Raw genomic sequence first — 16,231 nt, 5'->3', positions numbered from 1 at the left:
TGGTGGGCGACCGGCGCGGGCCGCTCCGGCCGCACGGTGGCATGGCGGCGCCTACAGGCGCTCGATGATGGTGACGTTGGCCATGCCGCCGCCCTCGCACATGGTCTGCAGGCCGTAGCGCCCGCCGCGCGCATGCAGGGCGTGGATCAGCGTGGCCATGAGCTTGGTGCCCGAGGCGCCCAGCGGATGGCCCAGCGCAATGGCGCCGCCGTTGACGTTGAGCCGCGCCGGATCGGCGCCCGTGGCCTGCAGCCAGGCCAGGGGCACGGGGGCGAAGGCCTCGTTGACTTCGTACAGGTCGATGTCGGAGATGCGCATGCCGGCCTTTTTCAGCGCGGCCTGGGTGGCGGGGATGGGGGCCTCCAGCATGATCACGGGGTCATGCCCGAGCAGGCTCATGTGGTGGATGCGCGCCAGCGGCTGCACGCCCAGGGCCTTGAGGCCGCGCTCGCTGACCACCATGACGCCGCTGGCGCCATCGCAGATCTGGCTGGCCGTGGCGGCGGTCACGCAGCCGCCTTCGCGGATGGTCTTGACGCCGGCAATGCCCTCCAGCGTGGCGTTGAAGCGTATGCCTTCATCCACCGTGTGCGGCTGGCCTTCCCCCTCGGCACCGCCTTCGGCGCTGCGCGCCTGCACGGCGAGGATCTCGCGGTCGAAGCGGCCCTCGCGCGCGGCCTGCACGGCGCGCTCATGGCTTTGCAGCGCATAGGCGTCCAGCTGGTCCTTGGCCAGGCCGTACTTGCCGGCCATCATCTCGGCGCCCATGAACTGGCTGAACTCCACGCCCGGATAGCGCTGCTGCATGGCCGGGCTCATGTACACGCCCAGGCCGGCCTTGGCGGGCAGGGCGTTGGGCGTGCCCATGGGCACGCGCGACATGCTCTCCACGCCAGCGGCGATCACCATGTCCATGCTGCCCGACATCACGGCCTGGGCCGCGAAATGCAGGGCCTGCTGGGACGACCCGCACTGCCGGTCCACCGTGGTGCCCGGCACGGACTCGGGCAGGGACGAGGCCAGCACCGCGTTGCGCGCCACGTTCGTCGCCTGCTGGCCCACCTGGCTGACGCAGCCCATGATCACGTCCTCGACCTGGGCCGGGTCGGCCTGGCTGCGGCGCACCAGCTCGTCCAGCACCTGGGCCGCGAGATCGGCCGGATGCCAGCCCGAGAGCTTTCCGCCGCGCTTGCCGCCCGCCGTGCGCGTGGCGGCGACGATGTATGCCTGTGCCATGGATATGTCTCCTGTTCCTGTATTCCTGGGGGGATGGTGGCCCGGCCGGCGCGGGCCGGGCATCGTCGCAAGCGACGATTCCGGCCAGGGAAAACGCGGGGACGGTGCCTGCCGTGGTGACTGGGCGGTACGCCTAGCGCGGCGCCATGCGGATGGCGCCGTCCAGGCGCACGCACTCGCCGTTGAAGTAGCCGTTGGTGATCATGGTCTCGGCCAGGTGGGCGTATTCGTCGGGCTGGCCCAGCCGCTTGGGGAAGGGCACGGAGGCGGCCAGCGCCGCCTTCACGTTGTCGGGCGCGCCCTGCAGCAGCGGGGTGTCGAAGATGCCGGGCAGGATGGTGTTCACGCGGATGCCCTCGCCCATGAGGTCGCGCGCGATGGGCAGGGTCATGCCCGTGATGCCGGCCTTGCTGGCCGAGTAGCTGGCCTGGCCCATCTGCCCGTCCTGCGCCGCCACCGAAGCGGTGTTGACGATGGCGCCGCGCTCGCCGTCGGCCAGCGGCTCCAGCGTGAGCATGCCCGCCGCCGACTTGGCGATGCAGCGGAAGGTGCCCACCAGGTTGATCTGGATGATGCGGTCGAAATTGGCCACAGGCAGGTGCCGGATCTCGCCCGTGGCCTTGTCGCGGCTGGCCGTCTTGACGGCATTGCCCGTGCCCGCGCAGTTGACCAGGATGCGCTCCTGCCCATGGGCCGCACGGGCCTGGGCAAAGCCCGCGTCCACGCTGGCCTCGTCGGTCACGTCCACGCGGCAGAACAGGCCGCCTGTCTCGCGCGCCAGCGCCTGCCCGGCCGTCTCGTTGAGGTCGAACAGGGCGACGCGCACGCCCCTGGCGGCCAGGCGGCGCGCGGTGGCCGCGCCCAGGCCCGATGCCCCGCCCGTGACGACGGCGCTGATGCTTGCGTCAAGCTGCATGTGAAGGTCTCCTTGGTTGGTGCGTTGGCGGCGCGCCGTTGCCTGTCGCCTTGGATCGGGACAGGGGGCGGTTCGCCACCTATGATCTGCCTTCAAGTCTAGGAATCGCCCCGTCTTGCCGCCATCGTCGAAACCGACGAAAGTGCCCGGTGCCTCACCCCTTCACAGTGCCTCCTGCCTGCATGCAGCCCCCAGCGCCCACCCCTTCCTCCGGCCCCGGTCCGGGTTCCGGCTACGTGCCGCAGGCCAAGCTGAGCCCGCCGCGCGCCGCTGCCGCCCAGGTGGCCCGGCTGGCTGTTGCCGCGCGCTGGCCCGAGGCCTTGCGCGCCCGCGTGGTGCTGGTGCGCGCCCCTGCCGGCTTCGGCAAGACCACGGCCATGCGCCAGATGCGCGAGCGCCTGCAGGCCGAGGGCCAGGCCACGGCGTGGCTGACGCTGGATGCCGCCGACAACGATGTCTCGCGCTTTCTGCAGTGCCTGGGCGCGGCCGTGCGCACCCTGGGGGTGGGGCCGTCGCAAGGCGCCGGCGAGTTGTCCCAGGCCCTGCATGCGCTGGCCGGCGAGGGCCGCTCCTTTGCGCTGTTCATCGATGATTTCGAGGTGCTGCACAACGATGCCGTGCTCGGCCTGGTGCGCCAGCTCATGGAGCAGCTGCCCGAGCGCGGGCGCCTGGTCATAGGCTCTCGCGCGCTGCCGGCCCTGGGACTGGGGCGGCTGCGCACCAGTGGCCAGTTGCTGGAGATCGATGCGGCGCTGCTGCGCTTTTCCGTGGGCGAGGCCGAGGAGTTCTTTCGCCTGCGCGGCTGCCCGCTGCCGCGCGAGGCCCTGGCGCGGCTGCTGGACAAGACCGAAGGCTGGATAGGCGCGCTGTGGCTGGCCTCGCTGGCGCTGGAGCGCCATGGCCTGCACAGTGATTTCATCGAGCGCTTCTCGGGCTCGGAGCGCGCCGTGGCCGACTACCTGGCCGAGGATGTGCTGGCCCAGCAGCCCGCGTCCGTGCGCGACTTCCTGCTGCGCACCAGCATCCTGCGCACGCTGGACGCCCAGGTTTGCCAGGCCCTGGTGCCGCGCGCCGACGGCGCCGCCATGCTGCAGGCGCTGGAGCAGGCCCACCTGTTCCTGGTGCCGCTGGCCGACGAGGCGCAGGGTGGCCAGGGCGGGCACAGCTGGCGCTACCACAGCATGTTTGCCGACTTCCTGCGCGCACAGCTGCTGCGCGAGCAGCCCGGTGAATTGACGCGACTTCACCTGGCGGCCAGCGGCTGGTACGAATCCTGCGGCCGGCCCGTGCCCGCCATCGAGCATGCGCTGGAAGGCGGCGACCTGCCGCATGCCCTGTCCCTGCTGGCGCGCCATGCCGAGGCGCTGATGGAGCAGGGCCGCATGCGCCTGCTGTCGCGCTGGTTCTCGGCCATGCCGGCGCCGCTGATGGCGCGCGAGCCGCTGCTGCAGGCCGTGGCCGCCTATGCCGACTGCTTCACGCGCGGCCCCTGGCAGGCGCAGCAGCGGCTGGACGCCTTGCGGCCCCGCATGGCCGCAGACCCCGCCGCGCAGGCGCTGGTCATGGCCCTGCAGCCGCTGCTGCTGGCCATGATGGACCGCGTGGAAGAGGCGGCGCCCCTGGGCCGCCAGGCGCTGGCCTGCCTGCCCAGCTGCCGGCCGTTTGCAGACAGCTCGCTGACCAATGCCATGGCCTACGTGGTGTCGGTGCTGGGCGATGCCGAGGAGGCCCACCGCCTGCTGGACGCGGCGCGCAGCACCCAGGCCGGCAGCCTGTTCAGCCGCATGTACACCGAGGCCATGGAGGGCGTGCTGGACCTGTCGGGCGGGCGGCTGCGGCAGGCGGCGTCGCGCTTTCGCGTGGCGCTGGCCGCCACGCCGCGCAGCGCCTCCTACAACCCCACCAACGGCAATGCCTGGGCCGGCGTGCTGCATGCCGGCGTGCTCTACGAGACCAACGACCTCGATGGCGCCGACCACCTGCTCAACGTCTACCTGCCGCTGGCCCGCGACGTGGGCCTGCCCGACCATGTGATCTCCAGCTACCGCATGCGTGCGCGCATTGCCTTCGTGCGCGGCGATGTGGATGCGGCCTTCGGCCTGCTGACCGAACTGGAGTACCTGGGGCATGAACGCCAGCTGCCCCGTGTGACGGCCAGCGCGCGGCTGGAGCATGCGCGCATCTTCGTGCTGCAGGGCAACCGGGCCGCCGCGTCCGAGGCGCTGGAGCGTGCCGACGATCCCGGCGTATGGCCGCGCGTGGAACGCCTGCGCCTGCCGCCGCACGAGGTGGAGGACATCGCCATCGCCCGGCTGCGCTGGGGGCTGCACTTTGGCGACTGCCGTACCGTGCGCGATGCCATCGCCCCCTTGCTGGCCGATGCGCAACTGCGCGGGCGCCGCCACCGCAGCCTCAAGCTGCAGGTGCTGTGCGCGCTGGCCGAGGCGGGCTGCGGCGACATGGACGCCGCAGCCGCCATGCTTGCCCAGCCGCTGCGCCACGGTGCCAGCGAAGGCTTTGTGCGCCTGATGCTCGATGAGGGGCCGCTGCTCGCGCCCGTGCTGCAGCGTGTGCTGTCGCCTTCACTGTCGCCTTCACTGTCGCTTTCACAGACGCCTTCACTGACGCGCCGCACGGAACCGGCGGAGCCGGAGGCGGCCGCCCATGCGCAGCGGCTGCTGTCTGCCCTGGGCGAGCCTGCCGAGCCCGCCGATCCCCCCGAGCTGCAGGCAGCGGATGCGCCCCAGGGCCCGGCGCCAGCCACGGTGCTTGCCGAGCCCCTGACCCGCAAGGAGCTGCGCGTGCTGGAACTGCTGGCCTCGGGCTACTCCAATGCGGCCATGGCCGAGAAACTCTTCGTCTCCGACAGCACGGTGCGCACCCACCTGCGCAGCATCAACCTCAAGCTGGGCGCGCGCAGCCGCACCCAGGCCGTGGCGCTGGCGCGGGAGCTGCGGGTTTTGCGCTAGGCCGCTGGCGGCTCAAGCCTGCAGATGGCGCGCATAGGTCAGGAACACTTCGTCACGCACCCAGCCCAGCGACTCGTACAGCGCCTGGGCGCGCAGGTTGTTGCGTGCCGTGGTCAGGTCCATGCGTGCATGGCCCGTGGCGCGTGCATGGGCTTCGGCCGCCAGCAGCAGGGCGCGGCCCACGCCCAGGCGGCGCGCATCGGGCGCCACGAAGAGGTCGTAGAGCACGTAGATGGGCGCGGCCAGTACAGAGCAGAACGAGGGATAGAGCTGGCAAAAGCCCAGGGCCCTGCCGTCCGGTCGGCGGGCCAGCAGGATCACGGATTCGCCGCGCTCCAGCCGCGCCGTGATGAAGGCCAGCGCCGCGTCGGCATCCGCAGGTTGCTCGTAGAACTGGCGGTAGGCATCGAACAGCGGGGCGATCAGCGCGGCGTCTTCGGGGATGGCGGTGTGTATGGCTGTGGAGTTCATCGGTGGTCCGGGGCGGAGGTTGCCAGCATGGCGCAGGGCAAGGATGCCGTGCTCATATCTTTGCTGAATCTCTCCATTTGGAGATGTGATTTGACCTGGATCATGGACAGGCGGAACACTCCCGGCCCATGTCCGAACAAAAGATCGAGTTCTACAAGGGGGCCGCTGGCGGCTGGGGCGCACTGCGCAGCGTGAGCCAGGCCCTGATGCGCCAGGATATCGCCGTCAAGGGCGCCAAGACCCTGCTGTCGGCCAACCAGCCCGACGGCTTCGACTGCCCGGGCTGCGCCTGGCCCGACCGCAACCACCATTCCACCTTCGAGTTCTGCGAGAACGGCGCCAAGGCCGTGGCGGCCGAGGCCACGGCGCGCCGCGTGACGCCCGAATTCTTTGCCCGGCACACGGTGGCCGAGCTCATGGCGCAAAGCGATTTCTGGCTGGAGGACCAGGGCCGGCTCACCGAACCCATGGTGTATGACGCGGCCAGCGACCGCTACCGGCCGATCGCCTGGGACGACGCCTTTGCGCTGATTGCCCGCCACCTGAACGCGCTGCCCGACCCTGACCAGGCCATCTTCTACACCTCGGGCCGCGCCAGCAACGAGGCGGCTTTTCTCTACCAGCTGTTCGTGCGCGCCTACGGCACGAACAATTTCCCCGACTGCTCCAACATGTGCCACGAGCCCAGCGGCAGCGGCATGAAGCCGCAGATCGGCGTGGGCAAGGGCACGGTGCAGCTGGCCGATTTCGAGCAGGCCGATGCCATCTTCATCTTCGGCCAGAACCCCGGCACCAACCACCCGCGCATGCTGGGCGAGCTGCGCGCAGCCCACAAGCGCGGTGCGCGCATCCTGAGCTTCAACCCGCTGCGCGAGCGCGGGCTGGAGCGCTTCCAGGACCCGCAAAGCAAGCTGGAGATGGCCACCCTGGGCGCCACGCCCATCAGCACGCACTACTTCCAACTGCGCGTGGGCGGCGACATCGCGGCCGTCAAGGGCATCATGAAGCATGTGATCACGCAGGACGATGCACTGGGGCAAGGGTGCGGCGGCGTGCTGGACCATGCCTTCATCGCCGAACACACCACCGGCTTCGAGGCCCTGGCCGAGGACCTGCGGGCCGAGGACTGGGGCCTGCTCGAGGCCGAGTCCGGCCTGAGCCGTGCGCAGATGCAGACGGCGGCCGAGGTCTACATCGCCGCCCGCAGCACGATCGTCTGCTGGGGCATGGGCATCACGCAGCACATGCATTCGGTGGCCGCCGTGCAGATGCTGGTCAACCTGCTGCTGCTGCGCGGCAACATCGGCCGCCCCGGCGCAGGCGCCTGCCCGGTGCGCGGCCACAGCAATGTGCAGGGCGACCGCAGCATGGGCATCTGGGAGAAGCCGCCGGCCGCGCTGCTGGACCGGCTGCAGCAGGTCTTCGGCTTCGAGCCGCCGCGTGCCCACGGCGTGGACGTGGTCGAGTCCATCCGCCTCATGCTCGAGGGCCGGGGCAAGGTCTTCTTTGCGCTGGGCGGCAACTTCGCGGCGGCCACGCCCGACACGCATGCCACCTGGCAGGCGCTGCGCCGCTGCGACCTGACCGTACATGTGACCACCAAGCTCAACCGCAGCCACCTGGTGCACGGCCGTGAGGCGCTGATCCTGCCCTGCCTGGGCCGCACCGAGATCGACATGCAGGCCACCGGCCCGCAGGGCGTGACGGTGGAGGACTCCATGGGCATGGTCCACATCTCCAGCGGCATCAACCCGCCTGCGTCGGAGCACCTGCTCAGCGAGATCGCCATCGTCGCGCGCCTGGCCGCCGCCACGCTGGGCGCGCAGCGGCCCGTGCCCTGGCTGGAGCTGGCCGGCGACTATGCACGCATACGCGAGCTGATCGAGCAGGTCTTCGACGACTTCCACGACTTCAACGCGCGCGTGGCCGTGCCGGGAGGCTTCAAGCTGCGCAATGCGGCGAGCGAGCGCATCTGGGAGACGCCCCAGGGCAAGGCCGGCTTCTTCGTGCACGCCGTGCCGCGCGACACGCCCGTGCACCGCGCACGCGCCGCGCGCAGCCCCGGCGCATCGCCGGTGTTCACGCTGTTCACCACGCGCTCGCACGACCAGTACAACACCACCATCTACGGCATGGACGACCGCTACCGCGGCGTCTTCGGACAGCGCCGCGTGGTCTTCATCCATGCCGAGGACATCCGCGCCCTGGGCATGAAGGATGGCGACTGGGTGGACCTGCAGACGGTGTGGGATGACGGCCAGCAGCGCCGCGCCGAGCGCTTCAGGCTCGTGGCCTACGACATTCCGCGCGGCTGCATCGCTGCCTACTATCCAGAGACCAATCCGCTGGTGCCACTGTCAGCCACGGCGATAGTGGCGGGCACGCCCAGCTCCAAGTCCATTCCCGTGCAGCTGGTGGCGCACAGGCTGCCTGCCGTGCCATCTCCCGCGCTGGAAGAAATGGCGGCCTGAAGTGCAAGGCATGGAAGAACTGGCCGCCTCCATCCTGCGCGAATTGGCCACCGAGCCCGCACCCATGTCCCTGCCCAGGCTGGGCAAGCGCCTGGGGCAGGGCGCCAGCGTGCTCATGCGCTGCCTGGCGCTGATGGGCGATGCGCCCATTGCCGGCACACCGGGGCCGGGCTGGGTCAGGCTGGAGCAGGAAGAGGGGCGGTGGCTGGCGGCCCTGACGGAGCGCGGGCGCTTGTGGGTGGAGGCCGAGGCCTGTCAGGCGCTGGCCGAAGGCACGGGACGCGTGCGGTAGAACTGCATCGGAAACTCCTGCATTTCCTTGGCGTGCTGGACGATCACCGCGCGCTTCATCTTGCCCACCACGTGCATCTCGCAGGGCTTGCAGTCGAAGCGCAGCGTGAGTTTTTCCTTGCCGTTGATCAGCTGCAGCGGCTCGGCCTTGATCGTGCCCTTGACGCCGATGACGCCCTTGGCCTGCTTGGGGCACAGGCTCATGGAAAAGCGCACGCAATGCTTGGTGATCATCAGGCTGACTTCGCCTTCTTCTTCCTTGCTCTCGTAGGCCGCGTCCATGACCTTGACGCCGTGCTTGATGTAGAAGTCGTGTGCCTTCTGGTTGTAGACGTTGGCCAGATAGGTCAGCGTGTCCTCGGGGAAGGGCACGGGCGGCTCCACGGGCAGGGAGCGCGGCAGGCGCACGAAGCCGGCCTGGCGCGCGGCCTCCAGCGCGGCGACGGCGTCGCGGCGCAGCTGGTTCAGGGCCGAGGCCGGCACGAACCAGGGCTGGCTCAGCTGCAGGCCGATGTCATGCACGGAGAAGATGGTGGCGCCGAAGCGGCCCAGTTGCTCGCGCAGCGTGGCCTCGGCACGGGCTGCGTCGGTGGCGGCCTGGTGTTCCTGCACGATGGCGGCGGTGGCGGTGAAGCCATCCTCGTCGGTCAACGTGAGCGCAAAGCCGTCGGGCGTTTCCTTGAGTTCGGCCCACAGGCCGATGCGGCGGTCGCTGGACTTCTTGTCCAGCGTGCGCACCCAGGCCATGTCGCGGTTGCGGTTGACCTCCAGACCCTTGCGCAGGTCCTTGAAGCCGGCGATTGGGTCCTTGGGGAACAGGCGCCACAGCGACTTCTTCGCATCCACCGACTCGGCGCGGTTGATCTGCAGGCCCACCAGTTCCTTTTGCAGGTCGTAGTAGCACAGGCCGTCGCCGTTGTGCAGTTCGGTGTCGCGGCTCGATGTCTCGATCTCCACGAAGTTCTCGCCCACCTTGGTGACCCAGCCGATGGCGCGGCCCGGTGTCTTGGGCGTGTCGAAGGCGCCGATGTCGTCCTTGCGGCCGTTGACGAAGTAGTCGGTGAACTCGCGGTTGAAGTTCTGGTCGGGGTCGGGTGTGAAGCTGAACGTGGTGCTGCCCGAGGATGAGCGCGCCAGGGGCGTGTCGGAGAACTCGCGCTCTTCGATGATTTCGTCCAGCAGCTTGCGGTAGTGGGCCGTGATGTTCTTCACGTAGCCCATGTCCTTGTAGCGGCCCTCGATCTTGAAGCTGCGCACGCCGGCGTCGATCAGGGCGCGCAGGTTGTCGCTCTGGTTGTTGTCCTTCATGGACAGCACGTGCTTTTCGTGGGCGATGATGCGGCCGCTGGCGTCCAGCACCTCGTAGGGCAGGCGGCAGGCCTGGTTGCAGTCGCCGCGGTTGGCGCTGCGGCCCGTGTGGGCGTGGGTGATGTAGCACTGGCCAGAGTAGGCCACGCACAGCGCGCCGTGCACGAAGAATTCGATGGTGGTGCGCGCCGGGTCGGTGGCCGCCCGCACGGCGGCGATCTGCTGCAGGTCCAGCTCGCGCGCAACGACGATCTGCGACAGGCCGGCGTCCTGCAGAAAGCGCGCCTTCTCGGGTGTGCGGATGTCGGTCTGGGTGCTGGCGTGCAGCTGGATTGGCGGCAGGTCCAGCTCCAGCAGGCCCATGTCCTGGATGATCAGCGCGTCGGCACCGGCCTCGTAGATCTGCCAGGCCATCTTGCGCGCGGCCTCCAGTTCATCGTCGCGCAGGATGGTGTTGAGCGTGATGAAGATACGGCTGCCGAAGCGGTGCGCGTGGTTGATCAGCCGCTGCAGGTCGCGGATGTCGTTGCCCGCCGTGGCGCGTGCGCCGAAGGCCGGGCCGCCGATGTAGACGGCGTCGGCGCCATGGTTCACGGCCTCGATGCCGATGTCGGCATCGCGCGCGGGTGACAGGAGTTCGAGCTGGTGGGGCAGGAGGGACATGGGGCTTTGTGGTGTTCTGTGTTCGTACCCGCACCGGCGTGGGGGCCGGGCGTCGGGCGCAATGCGGGGGAAACTGGCCCCCACGCTACCCTTGCTGCGCAAGGTCCGCTGCCCCCCAAGGGGGCCGCTTTTTGTCTTGGGGCGGCCCGGCGACAAAAAAAGGCCCCCACTCTTGGGGCGGTCCGGCGACGAAAACCTCGCAGCCCGCTTGCGGTGAGGCGCAGCATTATCGCCGCAGCCCCGAAAAAACGCGCGCCAGGGGGTATGCGCCCGATGCCCTGGCGGGCGGCGCCGGTTTTTGCCTATCCTTTAGGATGCGCACTGCACGGGCCGGGCCGCCATGCCGGATACCCCGGCCCGTGCCTGCCCCGCCCCGGGCCTGATGCGCGCTTTTTGCGCCAGGCCTTGCCCGGCCGGGCAGCGCCCGAGTGGGCCACGCCGCAGCGGATTTCGTTTGCCAGGGCGCCTGTTTCACAGATTGACCGTTTTTTCCAGGAGTTGCCATGCACGCCTCGATTCGCCATTTCCCGTGGGCCGGCCCGGCCCTGCTGTGCACCATGCTGGGCAGCGGCGGCCTGGCCTGGGCGCTGCCGGGAAGCGGCCCGGCCAACGGGCAGTCGGCAGGGGCTTCCGCTGCGGCGGCTGCACCCGGTGCGGCCGCTGCACCTGCTGCACCCGCTGCGCCTGCTGCTCCCGGTACAGCCGATGCGCCCCTGGTGGTGCGCATTGCCCATGCGGGGCCGGTGTCCGGCCCCATCGCCAGCCTGGGCAAGGATGAGGAAAACGGCGTGCGCATGGCCCTGGACGATCTCAACGCCAAGGGGCTGGAGATCGGCGGGCGCAAGCTGCGCTGGAAGCTGGAGGCCGGCGACGATGGCGGCGACCCCGGCCAGGCCGTGGCCCTGGCCCGGCGCCTGTGCGACAAGAAGGTGGCGGCCGTGGTCGGCCACCTGCAGTCGGGCACCACGCTGCCGGCCACATCCATCTACCACGACTGCGGCATCGTCATGGTCACGCCCGCAGCCAGCAACCCGGCCATCACCCAGGCGGGCTACGACACCACCTACCGCGTGATCGCCGACGACCGCGCCATGGTCGATGCGCTGGTCGCGCACGCCGTGGGCAAGCTGGGCGTCAAGCGCGCGGCCATCATCGATGACCGCTCGGCCTACGGCCAGGGCATCGTGGCGCTGTTCGAGGCCGAGGCGCGCGAGCAGGGCATCGAGATCGTGGACAAGCAGTTCACCGGCGACAAGGCCACCGACTTCGTGCCCATCCTCACCGCCATCAAGGGCAAGAAGCCGGACGCCATCTTCTTCGGCGGCCTGGACGCCCAGGCCGGCCCCATGCTCAGGCAGATGGCCCAGCTGGCCATGGACAAGGTGCGCCTGCTGGGCGGCGACGGCCTGTGCACGCTGCGCCTGCCCGAGCTGGCGGGCAACACGTCCCCGCTGCGCAATGTGACCTGCGCCGTGGGCGGCAGCCCGCTGGAGCGCATGCCGGGCGGCGCTGCCTGGAAGCAGCGCTACGACCAGCGCTTTCCCGACCAGTACCAGGTCTTCAGCCCCTACGCCTACGACGCCACCATGGTGCTGGCCCAGGCCATGGTGCGGGCCGACTCCATCCGGCCCGATGCCTATATCCCCTATCTGCGCCAGACCCGGCATGACGGCGTGACGGCGCCGATTGCCTTCACGCCCCAGGGCGAGCTGCAGGCGCCGGTCGTCACGCTCTACCACTATGCGCAGGGCGTGCGCAAGCCGCTGCCCTGACCCCCTGTCGCCCGGACACTGTGACACCTTGACTGCCGAGCACCGTCCACTGCCGCAGGCCGACGACGAGGCCTGGATGCGCGCCGCCCTGGAGCTGGCGCGTGCCGCCGCCCAGGCGGGCGAGGTGCCCGTGGGCGCCGTCATCGTCAAGGACGGCGCCATCGTCGGCCGGGGCCGCAATGCGCCCGTGGCCCAGGGCGACCCCACGGCACATGCCGAGGTGCTGGCGCTGCGCGATGCGGCCGCGCGCCTGGGCAACTACCGGCTGGACGATTGCACGCTCTACGTGACCCTGGAGCCTTGCACCATGTGCAGCGGCGCCATGCTGCATGCGCGCCTGGGCCGCGTGGTCTATGGCGCGGCCGAGCCGCGCACGGGCGCGGCCGGATCGGTGCTGGACGTGTTTGCGCTGCCGCAGATCAACCACCACACGCAGGTGACGCGCGGCGTGCTGGCCGGGGAATGCGCGGCCCTGATGTCGGACTTCTTTCGCACGCGCCGCGCCGAGCAGCGCGCGGCCCAGCCGCATCCGCTCAAGGACACGTCGCTGCGCCATGCGGATTCCACCTTTGGCGGCTTTGCCCAGCCGCAGTGGCGCAGCGACCTGCCGGCGCTGGCAGGCCTGCGCCTGGCCGTGGTCGATGAAGGACCGCACGATGCGCCGCTGACCTGGCTGTGCCTGCACGGCAGCCCCTCATGGGGCCAGCTGTTCCAGCCCATGCTGCCCGGCTGGCTCCAGGCCGGCCATCGCGTGGTGGTCCCCGACCTGCCGGGCTTTGGCCGCAGCGACCAGCCCAAGAAGGAGAAGGCGCACAGCGCGGCCTGGCATGTGCAAGTGCTGCGCGAGCTGGTGCTGGCGCTGGACCTGCGAAGCATCGTGCTGGTCGGCCATGACGATGGCGCGCGCCTGGGCCTGGCCGTGGCGCAGGCCGAGCCCGCCCGTTTTTGCGGCGCCTGGCTCATGAATGCCTGGCCTGCAGGTCCGGCGCCCGATGCCTGCGTGCAATGGTTTGCGCAGGCAGCGCGCAAGCCGTCATGGCCCGTGGGCCGCGCCATGCACGAGGTGGGCAGGGAGGCTGGCGCACAGCCGCAGGCCTGGAACCTGCCGTTTTCCCAACCCGGCCACCGCGCCGCGCTGCAGGCATGGCCCCGCGTGCAGGCCGAAATGCCGCCGCTGCCGATGGAGTTGCTGGTGCAGTGGAGCCAACAGCAGCGCCTGTGGGTGCAGGGCGGCGAGCACGATGCGCTGATGCCTGCGCCCGCATGGCGCCAGGCCTGGCTGCAGGCACTGCCACAGCTGCCGCCAGCGCAACTGCGCCTATCCCCGTGCGGCCATTGGGTTCCCCTGTGCGCTGCCGGCATGGTGGACGGTGCTGTGGAATACTTCCGCCCGTAGGCCTGCGCCGCCGGCCCCTTGCCGGGGCTGCGCAGCGGCAGGTCCCCGTCTTCACTCCCCTTGCAATATGGAGCATGCCGGCCAGGGCCGGCATGGAACCACCTTGGCCACTTCGCGCAGTTCCCGCTCTTCCAGCACGCCCGGCACACCCAGCACGCCCGGCACGCCCGGCACGCCCCGCAAAAAGGCAGCCGCTGCCGCGCCTGCACCCGTTGATCACGCGCCCGAACATGTGCATTCCGCCGACGGCACTTGCTGTGCCCACGGGCACGAACATCCACATGGCCATGGCCATGACCGTGCACAGGAGCATTCGCATGCTGCGGCACATGATCATGGCGCTGCCCACAGCCACGAGCACGACCACGATCATGGCCATGTGCATGCCGCCGACGGCAGCTGCTGCGGCCATGCGCATGACCAGGGTCCGCGCCACATCTACATCTACTCGCCTGCCGGTGCCGTGCGCGACAAGGCCGGCTTCAAGCGCGGCGTGCGCCGCCTGGAGGCCATGGGCCACCAGGTGGAGATCGATGCCGACGCGTTGAGCAGCCACCAGCGCTTTGCCGGCGACGACGCCACGCGCCTGGCGGCCATCGAGCGCGCAGCGGCCAGCGGTGCCGACCTGGCGCTGCCCACGCGCGGCGGCTACGGCCTCACGCGCATCCTGCCGGGCATCAAGTACAAGGCCGTGGCCAAGGCCATCGCAGGCGGCACGCGCTTCGTGGGCCTGAGCGACTTCACGGCGCTGTCGCTGGCCCTGCTGGCCAGGACCGGCGCCACCACCTGGGCCGGCCCGCTGCTGGTGCACGACTTCGGCCGCCCCGACGATGAGGGCGGCGTGGACGACATCATGCTGGACTGCTTCAACGACCTGCTCAGCGGCCAGGGCGAGGGCGCGGGCTGGCAGATGCCGAAGATCGGCCTGCGCGAAGACGGCAAGCCCGCCGTCAAGGACTTCTACATCAGCGGCGGCGCCACGCTGTGGGGCGGCAACCTGGCCGTGCTGGTCTCCCTGCTGGGCACGCCTTACTTCCCGCAGATCAAGGGCGGCATCCTGTTCCTGGAAGACGTGGGTGAGCATCCCTACCGCGTGGAACGCATGCTGACCCAGCTGCTGCATGCCGGCGTGCTGGCCCAGCAAAAGGCCATCGTGTTCGGCCAGTTCAGCGAGTTCAAGCTCAGCTCGCATGACAAGGGCTTCAAGCTGCAGACCGTGATCGACTGGCTGCGCAGCCAGGTCAAGTGCCCCGTGCTGCAGGGCCTGCCCTACGGCCATGTGCCGACCAAGGTGATGCTGCCCGTGGGCGCGCCCGTGTCGTTGTCGGTCGAAGGGCGCGATGCGCTGATCTACTGGGGCCACGTGCACTGAGCGCAAGGGAGCGGACGGCATGCTGCAGATGTGGGAGTTCGCGGCCTACCCGCTGCTGGCGCTGATGTTCGTCGGCATCTTCACGCGCGAGGTGATCGCGCCGGCCTCGCGCAACCATTGCGACCGGCGCTGGCTGATCCTGTCCACGCTGCTGGGCCTGGGCACGCTGGCCACCACCTTGGCGGTAGGCCATCTGTTCTCGGACGGCATCCGCCGCCATGCGTTGCTGGACGTGGGCCGGCAATGGCCGGCCTGGGCCGTGGGCGCGCTGAGCTTTGTGCTGACCAGCTTTGTCTTTTACTGGTGGCACCGCGCCACGCACCGGTCGGACACGCTGTGGCGCCTGTTCCACCAGCTGCACCACAGCGCGCCGCGCGTGGAGGCGCTCACGGCGTTTTTCGCCCACCCCATGGACACGGCGGCCGCCGTACTGCTGAGCGCGCTGTCCAGCTACTGGGTGCTGGGGGCCAGCCCGCTGGCTGCCGCCTTCGCCATCGGCCTCACGGGGGCGTTCGACCTGTTCCTGCATGCCGACATCCGCACGCCGCGCTGGCTGGGATACATCGTGCAGCGGCCCGAGATGCACACCGTGCACCACCAGTACGGCCACCATGCGCAGAACTACGGCCTGCCCGTCTGGGACCTGCTGTTCGGCACCTGGGCCAATCCGGCCGAGCGGGTGGAGCGCCTGGGCTTTGATGCCGACAAGGCCGAGCGCGTGACCGACATGCTGCGCTGGCAAGACGTGCACAAGCAGAACTCCCCCTGAGGCGCTGCGCGCCTTCCCCCTCTCGCTTCGCGGGGGGGACGACAGCCTCGCTGCGGGGCGGCGCGGCCGGCGTAGGCCCTTGCTCGCTGTCCCTTGTTCTTGGCCGCGCCAGTTTTTGAGGCTCTGCACGGTGGCGGGGGGCTGACTGCTATTCGAGGTAGCGGCCGTTTTCCTTGCGGCGGGCGCGCATGCCGGTGCGCAGGAAGAGCACGGTGCCGCCTTGCTCGGCCAGCGGCACGCGCGTGTCGCCGGACAGGTGGGCGTCCAGGCGCTGGGGCAGGTTCTCCAGCAGGGAGTGGATGGCGGACAGGTCGGTGTCGGCGGCCTCGGGGTGGTCGCGCACGAAGCCTTCAAGATAGGCGCGGGCGTCGGCCTCCAGCTGCTCGCGCGTGGTGGCCAGCGAGACGTAGCTGACGCCGGCTTGGCCCGGCGCCTCGGTGCCCAGCAGGTAGCAGCCGATGTAGTCACCACGGGGCTGGCCCACGGGCGGGTCCTGGGTGAGCTTCTTCAAGAGGCTGAAAGGCCACATTCCACGTACTTCCTGTTTCTGTCGGTTGCCCTGCATCCATGTGCGCAGGGCCGGCAGTGATTGTCGCC

At 70.0% G+C, this 16,231-nt stretch carries 12 protein-coding genes; 7 read left to right on the top strand and 5 right to left on the bottom strand.

Annotated features, from left to right (window positions below):
- Positions 1–51 precede the first annotated feature (51 nt).
- Positions 52–1,236, bottom strand: coding sequence for an acetyl-CoA C-acetyltransferase (locus tag A4F85_RS05395; RefSeq protein WP_012206616.1), 1,185 nt, complete (start codon positions 1,234–1,236; stop codon positions 52–54).
- A gap of 133 nt (positions 1,237–1,369) precedes the next feature.
- Positions 1,370–2,152 (bottom strand): SDR family NAD(P)-dependent oxidoreductase, encoded by a 783-nt coding sequence (locus A4F85_RS05390; RefSeq protein WP_013801549.1) that lies wholly within the window; start codon positions 2,150–2,152, stop codon positions 1,370–1,372.
- A 182-nt stretch (positions 2,153–2,334) separates the two neighbouring features.
- Between A4F85_RS05390 and A4F85_RS05385 the strand changes: the two genes are divergently transcribed.
- Positions 2,335–5,121: a LuxR C-terminal-related transcriptional regulator gene (locus A4F85_RS05385; RefSeq protein ID WP_063325875.1), complete on the top strand. Its 2,787-nt coding sequence runs from the start codon at positions 2,335–2,337 to the stop codon at positions 5,119–5,121.
- Between the two features lie 12 nt (positions 5,122–5,133).
- On the opposite strand, the gene A4F85_RS05380 is transcribed toward A4F85_RS05385, so the two are convergent.
- Positions 5,134–5,592, bottom strand: coding sequence for a GNAT family N-acetyltransferase (locus tag A4F85_RS05380; RefSeq protein WP_063325874.1), 459 nt, complete (start codon positions 5,590–5,592; stop codon positions 5,134–5,136).
- Between the two features lie 128 nt (positions 5,593–5,720).
- Here A4F85_RS05380 and A4F85_RS05375 point away from each other — a divergent pair, with 128 nt between their 5' ends.
- Together A4F85_RS05375 and A4F85_RS05370 are read left to right on the top strand one after the other, a co-directional pair.
- Positions 5,721–8,063: an FdhF/YdeP family oxidoreductase gene (locus tag A4F85_RS05375; RefSeq protein WP_063325873.1), complete on the top strand. Its 2,343-nt coding sequence runs from the start codon at positions 5,721–5,723 to the stop codon at positions 8,061–8,063.
- Positions 8,064–8,073: 10 nt separating this feature from the next.
- Positions 8,074–8,355 carry a hypothetical protein gene (locus A4F85_RS05370; protein ID WP_063325972.1) on the top strand — a complete coding sequence of 94 codons (282 nt, stop codon included), beginning with the start codon at positions 8,074–8,076 and terminating at the stop codon, positions 8,353–8,355.
- Here A4F85_RS05370 and A4F85_RS05365 read toward each other — a convergent pair.
- Positions 8,319–10,325 (bottom strand): peptidase U32 family protein, encoded by a 2,007-nt coding sequence (locus tag A4F85_RS05365; RefSeq protein ID WP_063325872.1) that lies wholly within the window; start codon positions 10,323–10,325, stop codon positions 8,319–8,321. The genes A4F85_RS05370 and A4F85_RS05365 overlap by 37 nt on opposite strands.
- A gap of 503 nt (positions 10,326–10,828) precedes the next feature.
- Here A4F85_RS05365 and A4F85_RS05360 point away from each other — a divergent pair.
- From A4F85_RS05360 to A4F85_RS05345, 4 genes are all read left to right on the top strand, one after another.
- Positions 10,829–12,097 (top strand): branched-chain amino acid ABC transporter substrate-binding protein, encoded by a 1,269-nt coding sequence (locus tag A4F85_RS05360; RefSeq protein ID WP_063325871.1) that lies wholly within the window; start codon positions 10,829–10,831, stop codon positions 12,095–12,097.
- Complete coding sequence (tadA, locus tag A4F85_RS05355; protein ID WP_082848112.1) at positions 12,066–13,493, top strand: tRNA adenosine(34) deaminase TadA; 1,428 nt, start codon at positions 12,066–12,068, stop codon at positions 13,491–13,493. Before A4F85_RS05360 ends, tadA begins: the two co-directional genes overlap by 32 nt.
- 379 nt (positions 13,494–13,872) lie before the next feature.
- On the top strand, positions 13,873–14,865 hold the full coding sequence (locus A4F85_RS05350) for an LD-carboxypeptidase (RefSeq protein WP_013801556.1): 993 nt from the start codon (positions 13,873–13,875) through the stop codon (positions 14,863–14,865).
- A 19-nt stretch (positions 14,866–14,884) separates the two neighbouring features.
- On the top strand, positions 14,885–15,634 hold the full coding sequence (locus tag A4F85_RS05345; protein ID WP_016449226.1) for a sterol desaturase family protein: 750 nt from the start codon (positions 14,885–14,887) through the stop codon (positions 15,632–15,634).
- 148 nt (positions 15,635–15,782) lie between these two features.
- On the opposite strand, the gene A4F85_RS05340 is transcribed toward A4F85_RS05345, so the two are convergent.
- On the bottom strand, positions 15,783–16,163 hold the full coding sequence (locus A4F85_RS05340) for a hypothetical protein (RefSeq protein WP_034395933.1): 381 nt from the start codon (positions 16,161–16,163) through the stop codon (positions 15,783–15,785).
- Positions 16,164–16,231 lie beyond the last annotated feature (68 nt).

Source organism: Delftia sp. GW456-R20, from assembly GCF_001622915.1.
Classification (GTDB): domain Bacteria; phylum Pseudomonadota; class Gammaproteobacteria; order Burkholderiales; family Burkholderiaceae_C; genus Comamonas; species Comamonas acidovorans.
The sequence above is the reverse complement of the archived record's forward strand: the minus strand, read 5'-3'. Positions and strand labels throughout refer to the sequence as shown.

Bases quoted from the DNA above. Each gene is read 5' to 3' on its own strand.
- A4F85_RS05385 (WP_063325875.1), top strand. From the start codon at position 2,335: ATGCAGCCCCCAGCGCCCACCCCTTCCTCCGGCCCCGGTCCGGGTTCC.
- tadA (WP_082848112.1), top strand. From the start codon at position 12,066: ATGCGCAGGGCGTGCGCAAGCCGCTGCCCTGACCCCCTGTCGCCCGGA.
- A4F85_RS05340 (WP_034395933.1), bottom strand. From the start codon at position 16,163: ATGTGGCCTTTCAGCCTCTTGAAGAAGCTCACCCAGGACCCGCCCGTG.
- A4F85_RS05365 (WP_063325872.1), bottom strand. From the start codon at position 10,325: ATGTCCCTCCTGCCCCACCAGCTCGAACTCCTGTCACCCGCGCGCGAT.
- A4F85_RS05360 (WP_063325871.1), top strand. From the start codon at position 10,829: ATGCACGCCTCGATTCGCCATTTCCCGTGGGCCGGCCCGGCCCTGCTG.
- A4F85_RS05380 (WP_063325874.1), bottom strand. From the start codon at position 5,592: ATGAACTCCACAGCCATACACACCGCCATCCCCGAAGACGCCGCGCTG.
- A4F85_RS05390 (WP_013801549.1), bottom strand. From the start codon at position 2,152: ATGCAGCTTGACGCAAGCATCAGCGCCGTCGTCACGGGCGGGGCATCG.
- A4F85_RS05370 (WP_063325972.1), top strand. From the start codon at position 8,074: ATGGAAGAACTGGCCGCCTCCATCCTGCGCGAATTGGCCACCGAGCCC.
- A4F85_RS05395 (WP_012206616.1), bottom strand. From the start codon at position 1,236: ATGGCACAGGCATACATCGTCGCCGCCACGCGCACGGCGGGCGGCAAG.
- A4F85_RS05345 (WP_016449226.1), top strand. From the start codon at position 14,885: ATGCTGCAGATGTGGGAGTTCGCGGCCTACCCGCTGCTGGCGCTGATG.
- A4F85_RS05375 (WP_063325873.1), top strand. From the start codon at position 5,721: ATGTCCGAACAAAAGATCGAGTTCTACAAGGGGGCCGCTGGCGGCTGG.